The 17195-nt window shown below is 41.3% G+C and carries 17 protein-coding genes; 5 read left to right on the forward strand and 12 right to left on the reverse strand.

The window, feature by feature from the left end; genetic code table 11:
- Positions 1 to 131: 131 nt before the first annotated feature.
- Positions 132 to 830 carry a LytR/AlgR family response regulator transcription factor gene (locus tag DYH63_RS03155; RefSeq protein ID WP_116787419.1) on the reverse strand — a complete coding sequence of 233 codons (699 nt, stop codon included), beginning with the start codon at positions 828 to 830 and terminating at the stop codon, positions 132 to 134.
- Between the two features lie 177 nt (positions 831 to 1007).
- On the opposite strand from DYH63_RS03155, the gene rpsF reads away from it, so the two are divergent.
- From rpsF to rplI, 3 genes are read left to right on the forward strand one after another with little or no spacing between them, the layout of a single operon-like run.
- The gene (gene rpsF, locus DYH63_RS03160; RefSeq protein WP_116790728.1) at positions 1008 to 1349 is read left to right on the forward strand and encodes a 30S ribosomal protein S6; all 342 of its coding nucleotides are present in this window, start codon (positions 1008 to 1010) and stop codon (positions 1347 to 1349) included.
- A 3-nt stretch (positions 1350 to 1352) separates the two neighbouring features.
- On the forward strand, positions 1353 to 1649 hold the full coding sequence (gene rpsR, locus DYH63_RS03165; RefSeq protein ID WP_116787420.1) for a 30S ribosomal protein S18: 297 nt from the start codon (positions 1353 to 1355) through the stop codon (positions 1647 to 1649).
- Between the two features lie 15 nt (positions 1650 to 1664).
- The gene (rplI, locus tag DYH63_RS03170) at positions 1665 to 2123 is read left to right on the forward strand and encodes a 50S ribosomal protein L9 (protein WP_116787421.1); all 459 of its coding nucleotides are present in this window, start codon (positions 1665 to 1667) and stop codon (positions 2121 to 2123) included.
- A 339-nt stretch (positions 2124 to 2462) separates the two neighbouring features.
- On the opposite strand, the gene prfB is transcribed toward rplI, so the two are convergent.
- A protein-coding gene (gene prfB, locus DYH63_RS03175; protein WP_116787422.1) for a peptide chain release factor 2 occupies positions 2463 to 3561 on the reverse strand; the annotation gives its coding sequence in 2 pieces (ribosomal slippage) (positions 2463 to 3497 and positions 3499 to 3561; 1098 coding nt in all).
- Between the two features lie 55 nt (positions 3562 to 3616).
- Here prfB and DYH63_RS03180 point away from each other — a divergent pair.
- Entirely contained in the window at positions 3617 to 4639 is a 1023-nt protein-coding gene (locus DYH63_RS03180) for a threonine aldolase family protein (protein WP_116787423.1), read from the forward strand.
- A gap of 65 nt (positions 4640 to 4704) precedes the next feature.
- Here the strand turns inward: DYH63_RS03180 and DYH63_RS03185 are convergent, their stop codons facing one another.
- The 4 genes from DYH63_RS03185 to DYH63_RS03200 form a co-directional block, all read right to left on the reverse strand.
- Positions 4705 to 5262 (reverse strand): hypothetical protein, encoded by a 558-nt coding sequence (locus tag DYH63_RS03185; protein ID WP_116787424.1) that lies wholly within the window; start codon positions 5260 to 5262, stop codon positions 4705 to 4707.
- Positions 5263 to 5320: 58 nt separating this feature from the next.
- Positions 5321 to 5995 (reverse strand): tRNA (guanosine(37)-N1)-methyltransferase TrmD, encoded by a 675-nt coding sequence (gene trmD / locus DYH63_RS03190; RefSeq protein WP_116787425.1) that lies wholly within the window; start codon positions 5993 to 5995, stop codon positions 5321 to 5323.
- Positions 5996 to 6243: 248 nt separating this feature from the next.
- Entirely contained in the window at positions 6244 to 6696 is a 453-nt protein-coding gene (locus tag DYH63_RS03195) for a DUF1569 domain-containing protein (RefSeq protein WP_116787426.1), read from the reverse strand.
- Between the two features lie 104 nt (positions 6697 to 6800).
- Positions 6801 to 7601, reverse strand: coding sequence for a class I SAM-dependent methyltransferase (locus DYH63_RS03200; RefSeq protein WP_116787427.1), 801 nt, complete (start codon positions 7599 to 7601; stop codon positions 6801 to 6803).
- Between the two features lie 98 nt (positions 7602 to 7699).
- Between DYH63_RS03200 and DYH63_RS03205 the strand changes: the two genes are divergently transcribed.
- Positions 7700 to 8632 carry a peptidylprolyl isomerase gene (locus tag DYH63_RS03205; protein ID WP_116787428.1) on the forward strand — a complete coding sequence of 311 codons (933 nt, stop codon included), beginning with the start codon at positions 7700 to 7702 and terminating at the stop codon, positions 8630 to 8632.
- A 257-nt stretch (positions 8633 to 8889) separates the two neighbouring features.
- On the opposite strand, the gene DYH63_RS03210 is transcribed toward DYH63_RS03205, so the two are convergent.
- The 6 genes from DYH63_RS03210 to thrA all read right to left on the reverse strand — a co-directional run bounded on the left by DYH63_RS03210 (position 8890) and on the right by thrA (position 17035).
- Entirely contained in the window at positions 8890 to 11019 is a 2130-nt protein-coding gene (locus DYH63_RS03210; RefSeq protein WP_116787429.1) for an RICIN domain-containing protein, read from the reverse strand.
- 318 nt (positions 11020 to 11337) lie between these two features.
- Entirely contained in the window at positions 11338 to 12627 is a 1290-nt protein-coding gene (gene thrC, locus DYH63_RS03215; RefSeq protein ID WP_116787430.1) for a threonine synthase, read from the reverse strand.
- 13 nt (positions 12628 to 12640) lie between these two features.
- The gene (locus DYH63_RS03220; protein WP_116787431.1) at positions 12641 to 13054 is read right to left on the reverse strand and encodes a type II toxin-antitoxin system VapC family toxin; all 414 of its coding nucleotides are present in this window, start codon (positions 13052 to 13054) and stop codon (positions 12641 to 12643) included.
- Positions 13051 to 13308, reverse strand: a complete 258-nt coding sequence (locus DYH63_RS03225; RefSeq protein ID WP_116787432.1) for a DUF6364 family protein — start codon at positions 13306 to 13308, stop codon at positions 13051 to 13053. The genes DYH63_RS03220 and DYH63_RS03225 overlap by 4 nt, the downstream gene beginning before the upstream one ends.
- A 67-nt stretch (positions 13309 to 13375) precedes the next feature.
- Positions 13376 to 14302, reverse strand: a complete 927-nt coding sequence (locus DYH63_RS03230) for a homoserine kinase (protein WP_116790729.1) — start codon at positions 14300 to 14302, stop codon at positions 13376 to 13378.
- A 282-nt stretch (positions 14303 to 14584) separates the two neighbouring features.
- Positions 14585 to 17035, reverse strand: coding sequence for a bifunctional aspartate kinase/homoserine dehydrogenase I (gene thrA, locus DYH63_RS03235; protein ID WP_116787433.1), 2451 nt, complete (start codon positions 17033 to 17035; stop codon positions 14585 to 14587).
- Positions 17036 to 17195 lie beyond the last annotated feature (160 nt).

A 17195-nucleotide genomic window follows, 5' to 3' on the forward strand; every position in this document is an offset into this window, starting at 1 on the left:
GCATCTCGGCGCCTTCCTGAGAAATTAAAAAATAAATAATTTTAAGGGATAAATGCTCTTCAAAATAAAAGGCTGCACTAAAATAGTACAGCCCTAAAGTATTTTTTCGTCATAATTTTGAATAGATATTTTTATTGCGGCCTGTTAAGCACCTTTACAAGGTCTTCTTTTTTATTGCGGCTTAGCGGTATTTTTGTGTCGCCTATTTCGGCAAACTTACTATTAAAGCGTTCTACCTTGTCTACATTAATAATGTATGATTTGTGCACGCGCATAAACCTCTCTACAGGCAGTTCAGCTTCAAAAGATTTCATGGTGCTAAGTACCAGGTGGGTTTCTTCTTCGGTATTTATCTTTATGTAATCTCCAAAGGCTTCTACCCAGCGTATCTTGGCTACATATACCTTAAAGTTTTTAAGATTGCTTTTTACAAAGATAAATTCACCTTCTTCTTCTGTGCCTTCTTTCTGGCGCTGCTTCATGTCTATAGCCTTTTGTACCGCTTTATTAAAGCGCTCCTTAGTTACCGGTTTTTGAAGGTAATCCAGTGCGGCATAGTCAAAAGCCTTAAGCGCATAGTCAGATTTAGACGATACAAAGATAATCTGTGGGCGTACCTTAAGGCCGTCCAGAAGATCAAATCCTGTTTGTACCGGCATTTCTATATCCAGGAACAAAAGGTCTACATGTTTGTGCAATATACAATTGCGTGTCTCAGAAGCATTAGAAAAATCGCCAACCAGTGTAAGGTTCGGGTGCTCATTTACAAGCTTGGCTATGGTGATTCTTTGTATTGTGCTATCATCAACAACAACACAGTTAAGTTTCATCAGTGTTCAATTTTTTTTGAAATGTTTAGTAATTGTTGAATGTTTTATTGGGAATGCATACAAATATATATAAAAAAAACGTTTTGTGTAAATAGCGAAAAATTAAAACTTGAATTTGCACATTAAATATAAATGCTTACTTTTGCACCCACTTTTATAACATATAAATATTGTATTATGAATCACTATGAAACTGTTTTCATCTTGAATCCCGTTTTATCTGAAACCCAGGTAAAGGAAACAGTAAGTAAGTTTGAAGATTACCTTACTTCGAGGGGTGCACAGATTGTATCTAAAGAGGATTGGGGCCTGAAAAAACTGGCTTACGAAATCCAGCACAAAAAAAGCGGCTTTTACACATTATTCCAATTTCAGGCGCCAGGCGATATCCTTATCGGATTCGAAACTGAATTCCGTCGTGACGAAAGGGTAATGCGTTTCTTAACCGTTGCACTTGATAAGCACGCTATATCATGGGCTGAGAGAAGAAGGGAAAAACTAAAAACTAAAGCAAACTAAGTTATGTCAACTATAGAGCAATCTGCTAAAGGCAAAAAAGACGGAGATATCAGGTATCTTACGCCTTTGAACATTGAAACTAACAAGCAAAAAAAATATTGCCGTTTCAAAAAATCAGGTATCAAATATGTAGATTACAAAGATCCTGATTTTCTACTTAAATTTGTTAACGAGCAAGGTAAACTACTTCCTCGTCGCCTTACCGGTACATCTCTAAAATACCAGAGAAAAGTATCTGTAGCTGTTAAAAGGGCTCGTCACTTAGCGTTAATGCCATATGTGGCTGATTTACTAAAATAATAAAGAGGCAAGATTATGGAACTTATACTTAAACAAGACGTACAAAATTTAGGTTTTAAAGATGATGTTGTTACAGTTAAGGCAGGTTATGGCCGTAACTACCTTATACCTCAGGGTTTTGGTATCGTAGCAACACCTTCAGCAAAAAAAGTACTTGCTGAAAACCTTAAACAAAGGGCTTTTAAAGAGCAAAAGATCGTTAACGATGCTAAGCAAACTGCTGAAGCTCTTAAGGCTCTTGATATAAAACTTATCGCAAAAGCTGGTGGCGAAAAACTATTTGGTTCTATTACCAATATTGATATCGCTGAAGCTCTTGAGAAAAACGGACAGTCTATCGACAAAAAATTCATCACTAGCGGTATCGTTAAACGTACTGGTAAATACAGTGCAAGCATCAGGCTTCACCGTGATGTAATCGTTGATCTTCCTTACGAAATTGTAGCTGAGCAACCTGTTGCTGCTGCTAACTAATTTTAGTTACATCATATTTGAAAAGCCTTCCGGTAACGGAAGGCTTTTTTTGTTATGTGTTTATGGGGGATAAAAAAGTGATGATTATTAAAATATCCGGGCTTAAATTTATATGATTTTAGGTAAAAATTATATGATACCGAATTTGGAAAAGATATTATTGAGTTCTTAAACAAAAAATCCCGCAGCTTTTTAGCCACAGGATTTTCAGTATTTAGATTTTTAGGATTTGTCCACTACGTTTCACTTCGCTCCAGTCGACCCGAAGGCTATGCCTGAATTGGCGAAGCAAATGTAATAACATCAATAGAAAATAAAAAACAAAAAATAATCAATCAATTACTCCTCAGTTTTCTGTCCCATCATCATCAGGAATGCCTTTAAAAACTCATCGATGTTGCCGTTCATAACGCCATCTACATCGCTGGTTTCATAAGCTGTACGCACATCCTTAACCAGTTTGTAAGGGTGCATAACATAGTTGCGTATCTGCGAACCCCACTCAATTTTCATCTTGTTGGCTTCTATCTCGTCGCGCACCGCCTGACGTTTCTTAAGCTCAATTTCATATAACTGAGACTTTAAGAGCTGCATGGCCTTTGTCTTATTATCAAGTTGCGAACGTGTTTCAGAGTTTTCAATGATAATGCCGGTAGGGTGGTGGCGCAGGCGCACCGCGGTTTCTACCTTGTTAACGTTCTGGCCTCCCGCGCCGCTGCTTCGCATGGTTTCCCAGCTAATATCGGCAGGGCTTATTTCTATCTCTATCGTATCATCTGCAAGCGGATATACATATACCGATGCAAATGACGTGTGGCGCTTGCCATTACTATCAAACGGAGAGATGCGTACAAGCCTGTGTACGCCATTTTCGCCCTTAAGGTAGCCAAAGCTGTAATCGCCTTCAAACTCCAGGGTAACGGTTTTAATACCCGCTACCTCACCCGCCTGAAAGTTAAGTTCCTTAACCTTATAGCCATATTTTTCGCCCCACATAATGTACATACGCATAAGCATTGCGGCCCAGTCGCAGCTTTCGGTACCACCGGCACCGGCCGTTATCTGTACTACAGCACTCAGGGTGTCGCCCTCGTCGCTTAGCATATTTTTAAACTCAAGGTTTTCAATGTGGGTAATAGTGTCTTTGTACTGGGTGTCCAGTTCTTCCTCACTCACATCGCCTTCCTTATAAAAGTCGTACATAACCTGAAGTTCCTCGGCCATGTTGTTACCCTTTTGGTAGTCTTCCACCCACTTTTTCTTGCTGCGCAGGTTGCGCACAATAACCTCCGCTTCCTTGGCGTTGTTCCAAAAGTCGGGTGCATAGGTTTTCTCTTCCTCGTTGGTAATTTCTATTAACTTCCTGTCAACGTCAAAGATACCTCCTCAGCGCACCAAGACGCTCTATAATACCTTTTATTTGTTCGGTATTTGTCATAAAATCTGTAATTTTGCATTTGCTTACGCAAAAATAAGCGATACTTTTCAATTATATGGAAATTAATTTAATAAGCGATACGGTTACCAAGCCTTCTAACGAAATGTTGCAGCATATGTTCCGCGCTAAAGTGGGTGATGATGTTTATAAACAGGACCCTACGGTAAACGAACTGGAAGAATCTGTAGCCGGATTATTTGGTAAAGAGGCCGGATTATTTTTTCCCAGCGGTAGCATGGCAAACCAGACTGCTATTAAATTGCACACCCAGCCGGGTGATGAGCTTATTTGCGACAAGTGGGCGCACGTATACAACTACGAAGGTGGTGGCATGGCGTTTAACAGTGGCGTGCAGGCTAAACTAATTGACGGCAACCGTGGCATGATTACTGCAGCACAGGTAGCTGAGAGCATTAACCCGCCCGATTTTTACCACAGCCCACTTACTACATTAGTTTGTATAGAAAACACAACAAACAAAGGCGGAGGAGCGTGTTACGACCTGCAAACCCTTAAAGATATAAAAGACGTTTGTACCACAAACAACCTTAAATACCACCTTGATGGTGCCCGTATATGGAATGCCCTTGTAGCAAAACGCCAGCACCCTAAGCAGTTTGGCGAGTTGTTCGATACCGTTTCGGTATGTTTAAGCAAAGGCCTGGGCGCACCGGTAGGGTCTTTACTTTTAGGCAGCAAAGCCGATATGGCTAAGGCACTACGCATCCGTAAGGTATTTGGCGGAGGCATGAGGCAGGCAGGTTATCTTGCCGCTGCCGGATTATATGCCCTGCAACACAACGTAGGCCGCCTTGAGGAAGATCATCGCCGTGCAAAGCAACTGGGACAGCTCCTGGCACAATTGCCATGGGTAAAAAGCGTAGAACCGGTAGAAACAAACATTCTTATATTCTCACTAAAGGATGGCTATAGCGAAGCCGGACTTATAGAAAAGCTAAAGCAAAAAAGTATTTTTATAAGTTCATTAGGTAAAGGCAAGTTGCGTATTGTTACCCACCTTGATTACAAAGAGGTAATGCACCAGTATGTAATAGAAGCGTTTAGTAAGCTTGCTTAGTTTAAATTTGTTCAGGTTTAAAGTTTCAGGTTGGTTCGGATAGTGTCAGCCTGCTTACCCAATATTTATAACCAAATAATTTCAGTATTTAGGTGTGAAGGATAAATTATACCAAATTCAGGGAGCAATTTCATGAAGCTTTCCATATCTTTCTTTTTTTGGTTTACTACAGACTGATGAAAAATACCATCAACCTTAAATACTATTTTGTATTCCCGTTTTTTTTGGAAAGTAACATTTTCGCCTAAAGGTAAAATAGTTTGCAGATATTCAGTATCAATGTAATGCAGCTCAAAACGTTGCGGAAGTGGGATAGTTTTCTTTTTGTCCTTATACCATCCGTAATCGTTTATTGAGGTAAACTCGCTGGTAGATATTTCATATATTTCTTTGCCAAAGCTATTCCATAAAAGCAATCTCGAAAGAAACATTACAAATGCACCTATAAACACAGTACCAATAAGTTTACCGAAAGGACTACCATCAGAAACAAAAAAGATACATATGATAAATAGGAAACAGGCAACATTTAGAATCAGCAATAATATCCTGAGGGCAATGTTAGCAGGTTTAACCTTGAGTTCAAGCGTAATCACATTCGGTTTTATTGAAAAATCTATCATAGTCAGTTTGGTTTTAACTATCGTTTGAGTGAGTAACTTGAAACCTGAAACAAAAAAACTATTCTAAAAGATCCGGCCTCCTTGTTTTTGTATGCTCATAGGCCATGTCTTCCCTCCATTTATCAATATTGCCAAAGTTACCACTTAGTAAAATATCGGGCACTTTCCAGCCCTTATATTCTGCCGGACGGGTATAAATAGGCGGAGAAAGCAGGTTATCCTGAAAACTATCGGTAAGTGCCGAAGTCTCATTGCTCAGCACACCCGGTATTAGCCTGATGATAGCATCTGCAACAACAGCCGCCGCAAGCTCACCACCGGATAATACAAAGTCGCCAATAGAAATTTCTTTCGTAATAAAATGGTCGCGCACGCGCTGGTCTACACCTTTATAATGCCCGCAAAGAATGATGATATTTTCGAGTAAAGACATCTGGTTCGCCATGCCCTGGTTCAGCGTTTCGCCATCAGGAGTCATATAGATAATCTCGTCATAATCGCGTTCAGCCTTTAGCTTGCTGATACAAAGGTCTATGGGCTCTACCATCATTACCATACCTGCACCACCGCCAAACTGGTAGTCGTCAACATTTCGGTGCTTGTTAGTACTGTAGTCCCTAAGGTTGTGCAGGTGCACTTCTACAATGCCTTTATCCTGGGCACGTTTAAGGATAGAAGCTTCAAAAGGGCTACGTAATAACTCAGGGAGAACGGTAATGATGTCGATGCGCATGTTTAGTGTATCAATGATTTAATTGATTAATGTACCAATTTCAAGAGTGCAAAGGTAACAATTGAAAAATTAAAAACTGAACATTTTAAACATGACAAAGTACACGCCTCAAATCTAATCGCCAAATTCACGCATCGCTACATCTACCTTTGTTGAGATTTCTCCTTCGTCGAAATGGAAAACCCATACTTAATGCGAATGTAGCTCCCAAATAACCGCATCACCAAATAACCAAATCCACAGGAAAGTTATACTCCAAACTGCTTCAGGTGGTGGTCCAGGTGCTTCCACTGGGCAATGTCTATTTCGGTATGTGTCATTTTACCAAACAGCGGATGTACTGTTACTTTTATGGCATCGTGGCCTTCGCGGCTAAATTTAGTAACCAGCTCTTTAAGCTTTTGCTTTGCCGATTCAAAATCAGGCTCGTGGGTAATTTTAAATTCTTTTGCGGTAGGCATACTCCTCCCAAACGGATGCGCATTGGTAAACTGCTTTTTGGCCTTGTTACCAAACAACAGGCGCATAATCCAGTTAACTTTAATTTCTTTAGTGCCATATACAACCTGTAGCGGCAGCTGGCAGTGCTCCAGCATCTGGCTTACGGTCATTACACCCCACTCGCTAAGAGCTATGGGCGTTAGTTTATCTATGCGGTCTACTATATGTTGATTTCCTTTCGGGTGAAACAGGCTTTCCATAACTGTGTGTGTGTTTATTTTCCGTATCAAAATTAGTAATTATTCCGTAAGATTTTAATAGTGTATTTAACAATGTTAATCTCTCATTACACATTGTCAATCTTTCACTGTTTTATAGCTAAAACCGAGTACACCATTGGGATATCATTACCAAGATGCTTCACGCGGAATTTGCCCAATTCAAATTCTTCCAGATGGTTAAAGCAATTATAAGGCGAATAGTCATATTCCTGAAATTGCGCTATACTAAGGCCGTGGTTGAGCAGCCCTCCCAGCACCTCACTTATGCTGTGGTTCCAGCTTATGGTTTCGTTACGAATGTTGGCCTCCTTGTCAGCATACGTACCTGTCTCTTCTTCAATAATAGCATCAGATTTAAAATAGTTGTAGGTAACCTTTGTAAAATCGTTATCAAACATCCATACCACAGGATGAAATTCTACAAACACAAACCTGCCACCCGGTTTCAGGAAATGTGAAACAACCGCTGCCCATTTGTCTAAATCGGGCAGCCAGGCTATGGTGCCGTAACTCGTGAATACAATATCAAATTCTTCATCTAAAACGTCAGGCAGGCTGTAGACATCGCAACATATAAATTTGGTATCAAGCCCTAATTGCTCATTTAGTTCGCGTGCTTTATTAATAGCTTCTAAAGAGAAATCTACCCCTGTTACTTTAGCACCCATCCGTGAAAGTGAAAGTGTATCCTGACCAAAGTGACATTGCAGATGCAAAATGCTTTTGCCGCTAACATTGCCCAGTAGCTCCAGTTCTATCTCGTTAAGCGTATTGCGCCCGGCGAGGAAGCCCGCCATATCATAAAAGTCAGACGCTGTATGGTGTACAGTTTTGGCATCCCAGGCTTTTTTATTAACGGTTATATAGTTGTCTTCTTTTTTCATGGATGTTTCTATTGGCTTTTACCAAATTTACCGTTTTGTTATGACCTGCCACCACAAATAAATTCGTAAATTTGCCTCTTTCAAACAAAACAAAAACAATGGAAAACGGAATTTACGCAAAATTCAATACTTCTAAAGGTGAGATACTTGTAAAACTTACCTATGATAAAACTCCGGGTACTGTAGGCAACTTTGTGGGCCTTGCAGAAGGAAACCTTGAAAACGATGCTAAGCCACAGGGCAAGCCGTATTATGATGGCCTTATATTCCACAGGGTTATAGCAGACTTTATGATACAGGGCGGCGACCCGCTTGGTAAAGGTACAGGTGGCCCTGGTTACCAGTTTGACGATGAGTTTCATCAGGACCTTAGGCACGATACACCGGGTGTGTTGAGTATGGCTAATGCAGGTCCTGGCTCTAACGGATCTCAGTTTTTTATTACACACGTAGCTACACCATGGCTTGATAACAAGCACACTGTGTTTGGTAATGTAGTGAGCGGACAGGATGTGGTAGATGCTATACAGCAAAATGATAAAATTGAAACACTTGAAATTGTTCGTGTAGGCGAAGATGCTCAAAAATGGAATGCTGTTGAGGCGTTCCGTACCTTTGAAGGTTCTCGTGAAAAAAGGCTTGCTGAGCAAAAGCAACAAGCTGATGCAGCGCTTGATAAAATTGCAGCAGGTTTTGAAAAGACTGAAAGCGGACTTCGTTACCAAATTATCCAAAAAGGTAATGGCAAGCAGGCTGAAAAAGGTAAAACGGTATCAGTACACTATAAAGGTGCCCTTGAAAACGGACAGGAGTTTGACTCTTCTTACAAGCGCAAAAGCCCAATTGACTTTAAACTTGGCCAGGGTCAGGTAATTGAAGGATGGGACGAAGGTATTGCCCTGCTAAAAGTAGGAGACAAAGCCCGTTTTGTTATTCCTTCGCACCTTGGTTATGGTTCTCGCGGTGCAGGTGGCGTTATCCCTCCGGATGCTACACTTGTATTTGACGTAGAACTTATGGACGTTAAGTAGTATTAAGATTTTAGTACAAAATAGTAAGAGCCTTCCGGAAACGGAAGGCTTTTTTTTTGAATAATTGGTAACACAAACTTTCCCGAAGAAGACGCAAAGTAGCACAAAGAAATCTTGTTTTAACTTTGTGAACCTTTGCGAAATTTATCTTGTATAAAACAAAACCCCACCGGAATAATTCCTGATGGGGTTACTAACATAGTCAACCAAATTTTATGAAATGCTAAATGCATTTAAAATTCATCATTTAAAATAATCTATTGTTTTAGCAGCTTCAGCGTTTTACTGTCGCCTTTATCATTATCAAAACGGATAAGATAATATCCTGAAGCCAGGTGGCCTATACTGATGTTATTTTCACCGGTAGCCACATTACCTTTAGAGATGATGTTTCCGGTAAGGCCCATAATGGCATAAGTACCATTCTCTTCGGTTACTAATGTAGCATTAGATGAAGCAGGGTTAGGATATACAGAGAATGACTTAATTGTAGCGTCTTCCTGAGCCACACCCGGTGCAGCATAGCGTGCAGCACTTTCTACCTGGCCTAAAGACCATTGCTCATTGAGCCCGCCACCATAGGTCCATACCTGGATTGCTCCGCCATTTACGGTCGAATTGTCTTTTACGTTTAGGGCTTTGCCGCTGTATACGTTCTCAATTTTGTAATAGCCACTACCCACACTGGTTACCGTCCACTTGTAAGTGTTATTGTTTACAAAACTTTTTTGCTGTACTAAAATACCATCGGCAGTACTGGTGCTTGCCAGGGCAAGGTACATGTTTGTACTTTTTACACGAATGTAGTACTGGTTGTTGCCTGCGCTCTCAAATCTCCAGCGCTGGTTATTGCTACCACCACTGGTTACATCCCATTGTTGTATGGTTGCCCCGCTGGATGTAGATGCCCCGGCAACATCCAGCCCTTTGCCGGTAGAACGTGCAAAGACATTGTAATAGCCTGGGTAACCCTGTGTGCTGCCTTCTGTCCACTTAAAGGTAACGGCAGACGAACCCGGAATGGAATAAGTAAATGCATTACTACCCGAAACAATTTTTGTACTTGTAGCTGATGATGAGCTGTTATAGGCAACGACTACAACAGACCCGTCGTTATTTTTAAACGAAGCCGCTTTTATGGCCGATCCACTTATGCCGGTGCCCACGCGTACAGCACCATTCTTCACAAATTTAGAGATTTGGCCTATCATGTAGTAAGGTGAATTCTTAGTATAGCTGGTACTGCTGTTTATGGTAATAGCTCCCATACAGTTAGTACAACCGCCAGAAGTGCGCGGCCCATAAGAAGTATTTGTGGCAAGATTCCATTCCATGGCTACCTTAGCCCAGTTATTGGCCGAGGCAATGATAACATTTTGCATATGCCAGCCAAAGTCGCCGCTAAAGCTACCAGGGCCACCCACATATTGCTCAGTAAAATAAACGTTCTTGCCGGTATTGTTCCTTACGGTTGTCATGGCAGATATATCGCCTGCATATAGGTGAAACGCCGCACCATCTACATAAGGGCTGTTATTCAAAACATCAGTAGGGTAGGCAGTATTATCGCAATTGTGGTCAAAAGCAATAATTTTTACATAACCAAAACCAGAAGATAACAGTTGCGGGCCAAGGTTGTTATTTATAAAATTCTTCTGCTCGGTAGCATTCATGGTCATGCTCGGCTCGTTGTAGGGGTTCTCGGGTTCATTTTGTGGCGTTATTGCCCATATCTTAATGCCCTGAGCCTGCATGGCCTGTAAATATTTTACAAAATAGTTGGCATATACGCCGTAATTAGCTGATAAAAGGCTACCGCCAATCCAGCCGTTATTGCTTTTCATCCAGTATGGTGCGCTCCATGGAGTGGCCAGTATTTTAATGTTTGGGTTAATAGCCAGTATCTTTTTTAGTATAGGTACAGTATAATCCATAGTAAAGCCATTCAGGCTAAAGTTGGTTAGCGCAGTATCGCCATAGGTGTCGTCGTAGCTATAAGTATATTGGCTTAGGTCTGAAGCACCAATGCTTATGCGTACTACATTAGAGCTAAGCCCGGTTGAAGGGTTAAAAAGGTCTTGTAGTAATGCATTTTGCTGTGTGGCTGCCAAGCCGGCAATAACCTGTGCACTACCATCGGTAAGACTCCATCCATAACCGTCTATGGTTTGGTACGTAGTTCCCGGCGATACTGTAATGGTATTGGCATTGGTACCTGAGTTTGCTGCAAAGTTTACAGTACCCTGTTGTGCCAGGAGAGCGCTTTGGTCGCCTTTAGTAAGCCATGGGGTTACGGTTTGCCCAAACGAGGTAAAGAAACAAAGACCGGCGGCAGTTAGTAAGAGTTGTTTTGCGCGAAAGCGCGAAATGAGTGAATGGTTTTTCATGATCGAAATTTTAGTGAAACAAAATTTTAGATATGTTAAAATTAGGTAACTAAAATTCGTGATATGGTAAATATAGCCCTATCAAAAACTCATCACTATAACGGTTTCGGTATTACAAAAACTTATTTATAATAATATATTGTGTTGATATTCAGTGGTGTTTTGTACGGTGTTAGCACTATCTTATAGAAAGAGTAAATAAGTTGTTTTGGCGGAGATATGTGCTCTTTGTAGAGTAAACAAGCCACGAGTTATACAAATTTACGCTCATTGTTTGTGTATATTCGTGTGATTCGTGGCTTTGAGTTATAGAGAATTCTATTTTTTAAGAAAATCTTTTAGTTCTTCGTAGCTGCTTATTTTTTGTGTGACTTTCTTGCCGTGTAGCACATTTTCTATTTGCTCAGGAATCGCGATTTCTATATCAAGGTTCTGGGTAATGCTATCGGCAAATTTTACCGGGTGGGCAGTTTCCAGGAATACACCGGTATAACCCGGGTTGTCCTCCATGTATTTTTTAAGCCCCAGATAGCCCACGGCACCGTGAGGGTCGCACAGGTATTCGTCTTCAGTATATACTTTTTGCAGGGCAGCAATAGTCTCTGCGTCTGTAAAAGGGTAGGAGGTAAGTTCGCTATCGAGCGCGCCAAACTCTTTACCAAAAAGCTCCAGTATGCGTATAAAGTTGCTTGGGTTGCTTACATCCATGGCATTGCTAAGGGTTTCTACGGTTTGTTTAGGAGTATATTCCTGGCTGTCCATAAAGCGAGGTACAGTATCGTTAGCATTGGTCGATGCTACAAAATGCGCTATGGGCAGCCCGATTTTTTTAGCCATCATACCCGCGCAAATGTTGCCAAAGTTACCACTGGGCACACTTACCACAACGGGCTTACCTTTTGCCTTTAGGTCTTTATAGGCAAAGAAGTAATAGAACATTTGCGGCAGCCAGCGTGCAATGTTTATGGAGTTGGCAGAGGTAAGGCTTATGTCTTTAAGCTCATCATCCAGAAATGCTTTTTTAACCATATCCTGACAATCGTCAAAATTACCCGACACTTCGAGCGCTTTAATGTTCTGCCCTAACGTAGTGAGCTGTTTTTCCTGCACGTCGCTAACTTTTCCTGATGGATACAGTATCACGACATTAATATTCTCTACACCTAAGAATCCGCTTGCCACAGCTCCGCCGGTATCGCCGGAAGTTGCTACCAATATCGTAATCTTTTTATCTTCGCCCTGCGTAAAGTAATTCAGGCAGCGCGACATAAAACGGGCACCCACATCTTTAAACGCCATAGTTGGCCCGTGAAACAATTCAAGTGCATAGACATTTTCCTCAACGTTTACCAATGGAAACGGAAATGATAGGGTCTCTTTTACGATATTTCGTAATTTTTCTTCAGGAATTTCATCACCTACAAACGGCGCAATGGCACGGTAGGCAATTTCTTCGTTGCTGTAGTTTTCAAGGTTTGCTATAAAATCTGCATCCAGTTGCGGAATACTTTCAGGAAAATATAGCCCTTTATCCTGCGCTATACCGGTTATGGCTGCTTCCTTAAAGCTGGTTTTTATATCGTGGTTGTTTAAGCTGTAGTATTTCATGGTGGTTAGTTGCTTAATTTTTATTTAAGTACATCTCTGGTGTAATAACTGCCAATGTACTTTTTTTATAGTCTTTCACATTGCGAGTAATGATCGTACTTATTTTACCATTTTTAACGGCAGAGAAATTTTGAAGCGCATCTTCAAAATCTTTAAAATCAGAATTTACAGCTAGTAGTATTGTATCTTTATTAACCTCAGTAAGATCAAGTATACTTAAAAGACCTTTTATCTGCTCCATAATAGCTATGTGGCTATTACTTCTTTTTAGGATGTAATATACATTTGCAATAATTATAGGTGTCAAATAGCCTTTAATAATTTTTTTTTCACACAATGCTAAAATATGTATGGCGTGCACTGAAAAAGGATGACGATCAACAAGAAAGTCAATAATTACATCACTATCAATAAGTATATGTTTCATCGAAGGTATTTTTCTTCTAACCACTTATAACGGGACTCTTCATAATCAATATCATCGGCAAGCTTTAAAGAGCCTTTTAAAGATTTCGTAATTGGGGGAAGTTCATTCTCCTTAATTTCAGCCTTATTTTTTATAATAGCTTTGAGATAATTTTCAATAATATCAGAAAGGCTTCGGTTTTGCTCTTTAGCAAATTCTTTAGCTCTTTCGATAACATCTTTTTCTTTAATTGTTAAAGTCAGTTTGGTGCTCATAATTAATGTTTTAATATAAACAAAGATATTAAATCTATGAATAATGCACGTGTTGGTTTTTGTTAATTTACACGTGTAGTATTTTTATTCCATCAGCATTTATCGCCGATACATGTACCTCAAACGGCACGCCTGTAGGTTCTAATACCGCAGCCATGGCTTTTGCGGCGGCGTCTGCAACTTTGCGGCCTTTGCTTAGCGCAAATACCGATGGTCCCGATCCTGATATTCCCCCGCCCAGTGCCTCTGCTTCTTTGGCTGCGGCTTTGAGTTCGGCAAATTTTGGTATCAGGATGCTGCGCACCGGCTCTACCAGTTCATCGTGCAATGATCGGCCTATAAGCGCATAATCTTCAGTATATAAGCCGCTGATAAGCCCGGCGATGTTGCCGCACTGTATCGTGGCTTTTTTAAGGCTGATGTTCTCTTTAAGTACAGAGCGTGCATCTTTTGTCTTTAGCTCTATCTGCGGATGGATAACGGTGGCATACAACTCGCCCGGCGCTTTTATGGCAATAATATCAAGCGGATCGTAACTGCGCACCAGCGTAAAACCGCCTAAAAGGGCAGGGGCTACGTTATCGGCATGGGCACTACCGCTGGCCAGCTTTTCACCCTGCATGGCATATTGCACGAGTTCGGTATTCGTTAGCGGGCTGCCCAATAACTGGTTGATGCCAAAAACTGCACCCGCTGCACTGGCCGCACTGCTGCCTATACCGCTGCCTGCTTTTATATTTTTTGTGATGCTGATGTTAAAACCAAAATCAGGGTTAAGCGTTTCAATCAGTGCTAAAGCTGCTACACCTGCCACGTTCTTTTCGGTTTCCAAAGGCAAATCTGCGCCTATGATATTGGTGATGCGAATACCCTTTTCAGCCGTTTTGGCAATGGTCATTTCATCACCCACGCTTTCCAGACACAGGCCCAGTACGTCAAACCCGCAGGAAACGTTAGCAATGGTTGCAGGGCAAAATAGTTTTATCTCGTTCATTGTTTTTCTTATGCCAATCGTATTAATGCTGTCGAACATTATCCTTACTCAACTCTTGTCTCTTAATAAGCTACTCTGCATATCTTTAAATCTAAACACATAGGCACATAGCTTTTTTGTGGTAAAAGGTTCTATAGAAAATAAATTTTACGCATAGCTATGTAAAGCAGAGCTTTTACTATGCAAAACTTTAATTGATTAAGCTCATTATTAGCTATGTATCTATGTGGTATAATTTTTATTTATTCCACGAATTCCACGAATAAAATATCTTTAGATAGCCTATTTATTGCCAATACGTATCACATCTGCAAAAATACCTGATGCCGTTACTGCTGCACCTGCACCTGCACCCTTAATAATAAGCGGCTGGTCGGCATAGCGATCCGTATAAAACAATACGATATTGTCTTTACCTTCAAGATTAAAAAACGGGTGCGACGCCGGAATGAATTGCAGGCCTACATTGGCCTTACCATTCTCAAACGTGGCAACAAACTTTAGCCTGTCACCCTGAGCTGCGGCTTTTGCATAAAGCGCATTAAAATGGGCTGCGTTGTTTTCCAGCGAAACCAGGAAGTCATCGTTATTGGTCGTAGCCATACAATGATCCGGCAGGAACGATACGGTAGCAATATCATCGATCTCAAAATCATAACCGCTTTCACGTATCAGGATCACAAGTTTGCGTTTTACGTCGATACCGCTAAGGTCAATTTTTGGGTCGGGTTCAGTATAGCCCTCCACCATTGCCTGTTTTACCACATCCCTGAACGAAGTGTTCTCGTTAAAGTTGTTAAATATAAAGTTAAGGCTGCCGCTAAGTACCGCCTGTATTTTATGCACACGGTCGCCACTGGCTATAAGGTTTTTTAGTGTATCAATTATTGGTAATCCCGCACCCACATTGGTTTCAAATAGGAACGGAGCATTGTACTGGCGGCTTAGGTTTTTAAGGAATTTATAGTTTTCATATTCAGACGAACAGGCTACTTTGTTACAGGTAACCACGGCAATACTGTTCTTTAAATATTGCGCGTAAGTTGCCGCTACATCATGGCTGGCGGTGTTGTCTACAAAAATACTGTTGCGCAGGTTGAGTTCTTTAATTTTGGCAATAAAACCTTCGGCGCTGGTCGCTTCTCCGTCAGGTAGCAGTTCTTTAAAATTAGCAAGGTCAATACCTTCCTCATCAAAGATCATGGTACGCGAGTTAGAAAGTCCGGCAATACGCACATTAATACGCAGGTTATCCCTCAGGTAGTTATACTGGGTTTGTATCTGGTCGAGGAATTTCTCACCCACATTACCCACACCCATTACAAACAGGTTAAGCTGTACAGTAGCATCTTCAAAAAATGTTTCGTGCAGCGTGTTCAAGGCTTTCTTAACGTCTTTCCTATCAATAACGGCAGAAATGTTACGCTCGCTTGCACCCTGCGCTATAGCCCTGATGTTGATGTTGTTTTTACCCAAAGAGCTGAACATACGTCCGCTAAGCCCTTGGTGGTTCTTCATGTTTTCGCCTACAACGGCAATAATGCTCAATCCGTTTTCTATAATGGCAGGGTAAATTTTGCCCTGTTGAATCTCAAAACCAAATTCGCCGTTTATGGTCGCTTCCGCTTTTTGAGCTTCTGCATCTACAATACCTAAGCAAATGGAATGTTCACTCGATGCCTGCGTGATAAAAATCACATTGATGTTCTCTTTAGAAATTACATCAAACAGACGTTTAGAAAAACCGGACACGCCCACCATACCGGGACCTTCCAGCGTTATGAGCGTAATGTCGTCAACGTTGCTGATGCCGCGTATAGGGTTCTCACTTTTTATTTCGGGCACTTTGCTCACGGTACTGCCGTGGGCTTCGGGTTCAAAGGTATTTTTTATGTGCAGGGTAATATCCTTGCTCAATATGGGCTGTATGGTAGGGGCGTAGAGTACTTTTGCACCAAAGTGCGATAACTCCATCGCCTCCTCAAATGTAATATACGGTATAGGCTCAGCTTGTTTTACAAGTTTAGGGTTGGCAGTATAAATACCGTTCACATCGGTCCATATTTCAAGCGAAGGCACCTCTAAGGCTGCTGCTACAATGGCAGCGGTATAATCGCTCCCGCCACGGCCCAGGGTAGTAGTATGCCCGTCTGCCGCCTGGGATATAAAGCCCGGCATTACGGTAATGCGGTAATTACCCTGCTCAAAGTAATCAAACAACAGGTGGTTGGTCACTTCAAAGTTTACTACGGCCTTACCATAGCGGCTATTGGTTTTTATTAGTTCGCGGCTGTCGGCAAGCCCGGCATCTTCGCCTTGTGCTTTAAGCGTTTCGCTAATGATGTATGATGAAAGTACCTCACCGAATGATAAGATAAGGTCTTTAGTGCGTTCAGATAATTCGCCTAAAAGGTAGCAACCGTCTAGTAAGGTTTCCAGGTGGTTTAGTTCGCGTTTTACATGACTCAGTACCGCGCTTTGTTCCGTTACAGGAATAAGGCTCTTTACAGCGTCGAGGTGGCGTGTTTCGAGCAAAGCCAGGGCTTCTTTATAAACTTCATCTTTTTCTGAGGCAGCTATGGCAGCATTAAGCAGCACATCGGTAACACCGCCCAGCGCAGATACAATAACAATAACAGGTTCTTTTTCTTTTTTTTGTTTTACGATGCCCAGGGCACGTGATATATTTTCGGCGTTGGCTACAGATGTTCCGCCAAATTTGATAACGTTCATTCGTATTGGTTTTACAGTAAAGATAGGATTTAAACACAGGTGCTTATGTTATCTTTCGGTAGAAAAATAACCCTTAAGCTGGCTATATGTAATGATTATAACCCCTATGGGGTAATTGTGGTGGTAATGCCAACAGTGCCAAATGTCCCTGTAAGGGAAA

This window comes from Flavobacterium psychrotrophum (genome assembly GCF_003403075.1).
Lineage (GTDB): Bacteria > Bacteroidota > Bacteroidia > Flavobacteriales > Flavobacteriaceae > Flavobacterium > Flavobacterium psychrotrophum.

What these genes read in the sequence shown, in the direction of transcription:
- DYH63_RS03205 (WP_116787428.1), top strand. Translation starts at nt 7,700, where the DNA reads ATGGAAAACGGAATTTACGCAAAATTCAATACTTCTAAAGGTGAGATA.
- DYH63_RS03200 (WP_116787427.1), bottom strand. Translation starts at nt 7,601, where the DNA reads ATGAAAAAAGAAGACAACTATATAACCGTTAATAAAAAAGCCTGGGAT.
- DYH63_RS03185 (WP_116787424.1), bottom strand. Translation starts at nt 5,262, where the DNA reads ATGATAGATTTTTCAATAAAACCGAATGTGATTACGCTTGAACTCAAG.
- thrC (WP_116787430.1), bottom strand. Translation starts at nt 12,627, where the DNA reads ATGAAATACTACAGCTTAAACAACCACGATATAAAAACCAGCTTTAAG.
- rplI (WP_116787421.1), top strand. Translation starts at nt 1,665, where the DNA reads ATGGAACTTATACTTAAACAAGACGTACAAAATTTAGGTTTTAAAGAT.
- DYH63_RS03210 (WP_116787429.1), bottom strand. Translation starts at nt 11,019, where the DNA reads ATGAAAAACCATTCACTCATTTCGCGCTTTCGCGCAAAACAACTCTTA.
- DYH63_RS03225 (WP_116787432.1), bottom strand. Translation starts at nt 13,308, where the DNA reads ATGAGCACCAAACTGACTTTAACAATTAAAGAAAAAGATGTTATCGAA.
- trmD (WP_116787425.1), bottom strand. Translation starts at nt 5,995, where the DNA reads ATGCGCATCGACATCATTACCGTTCTCCCTGAGTTATTACGTAGCCCT.
- thrA (WP_116787433.1), bottom strand. Translation starts at nt 17,035, where the DNA reads ATGAACGTTATCAAATTTGGCGGAACATCTGTAGCCAACGCCGAAAAT.
- rpsF (WP_116790728.1), top strand. Translation starts at nt 1,008, where the DNA reads ATGAATCACTATGAAACTGTTTTCATCTTGAATCCCGTTTTATCTGAA.
- rpsR (WP_116787420.1), top strand. Translation starts at nt 1,353, where the DNA reads ATGTCAACTATAGAGCAATCTGCTAAAGGCAAAAAAGACGGAGATATC.
- DYH63_RS03195 (WP_116787426.1), bottom strand. Translation starts at nt 6,696, where the DNA reads ATGGAAAGCCTGTTTCACCCGAAAGGAAATCAACATATAGTAGACCGC.
- DYH63_RS03180 (WP_116787423.1), top strand. Translation starts at nt 3,617, where the DNA reads ATGGAAATTAATTTAATAAGCGATACGGTTACCAAGCCTTCTAACGAA.
- DYH63_RS03220 (WP_116787431.1), bottom strand. Translation starts at nt 13,054, where the DNA reads ATGAAACATATACTTATTGATAGTGATGTAATTATTGACTTTCTTGTT.
- DYH63_RS03155 (WP_116787419.1), bottom strand. Translation starts at nt 830, where the DNA reads ATGAAACTTAACTGTGTTGTTGTTGATGATAGCACAATACAAAGAATC.
- DYH63_RS03230 (WP_116790729.1), bottom strand. Translation starts at nt 14,302, where the DNA reads ATGAACGAGATAAAACTATTTTGCCCTGCAACCATTGCTAACGTTTCC.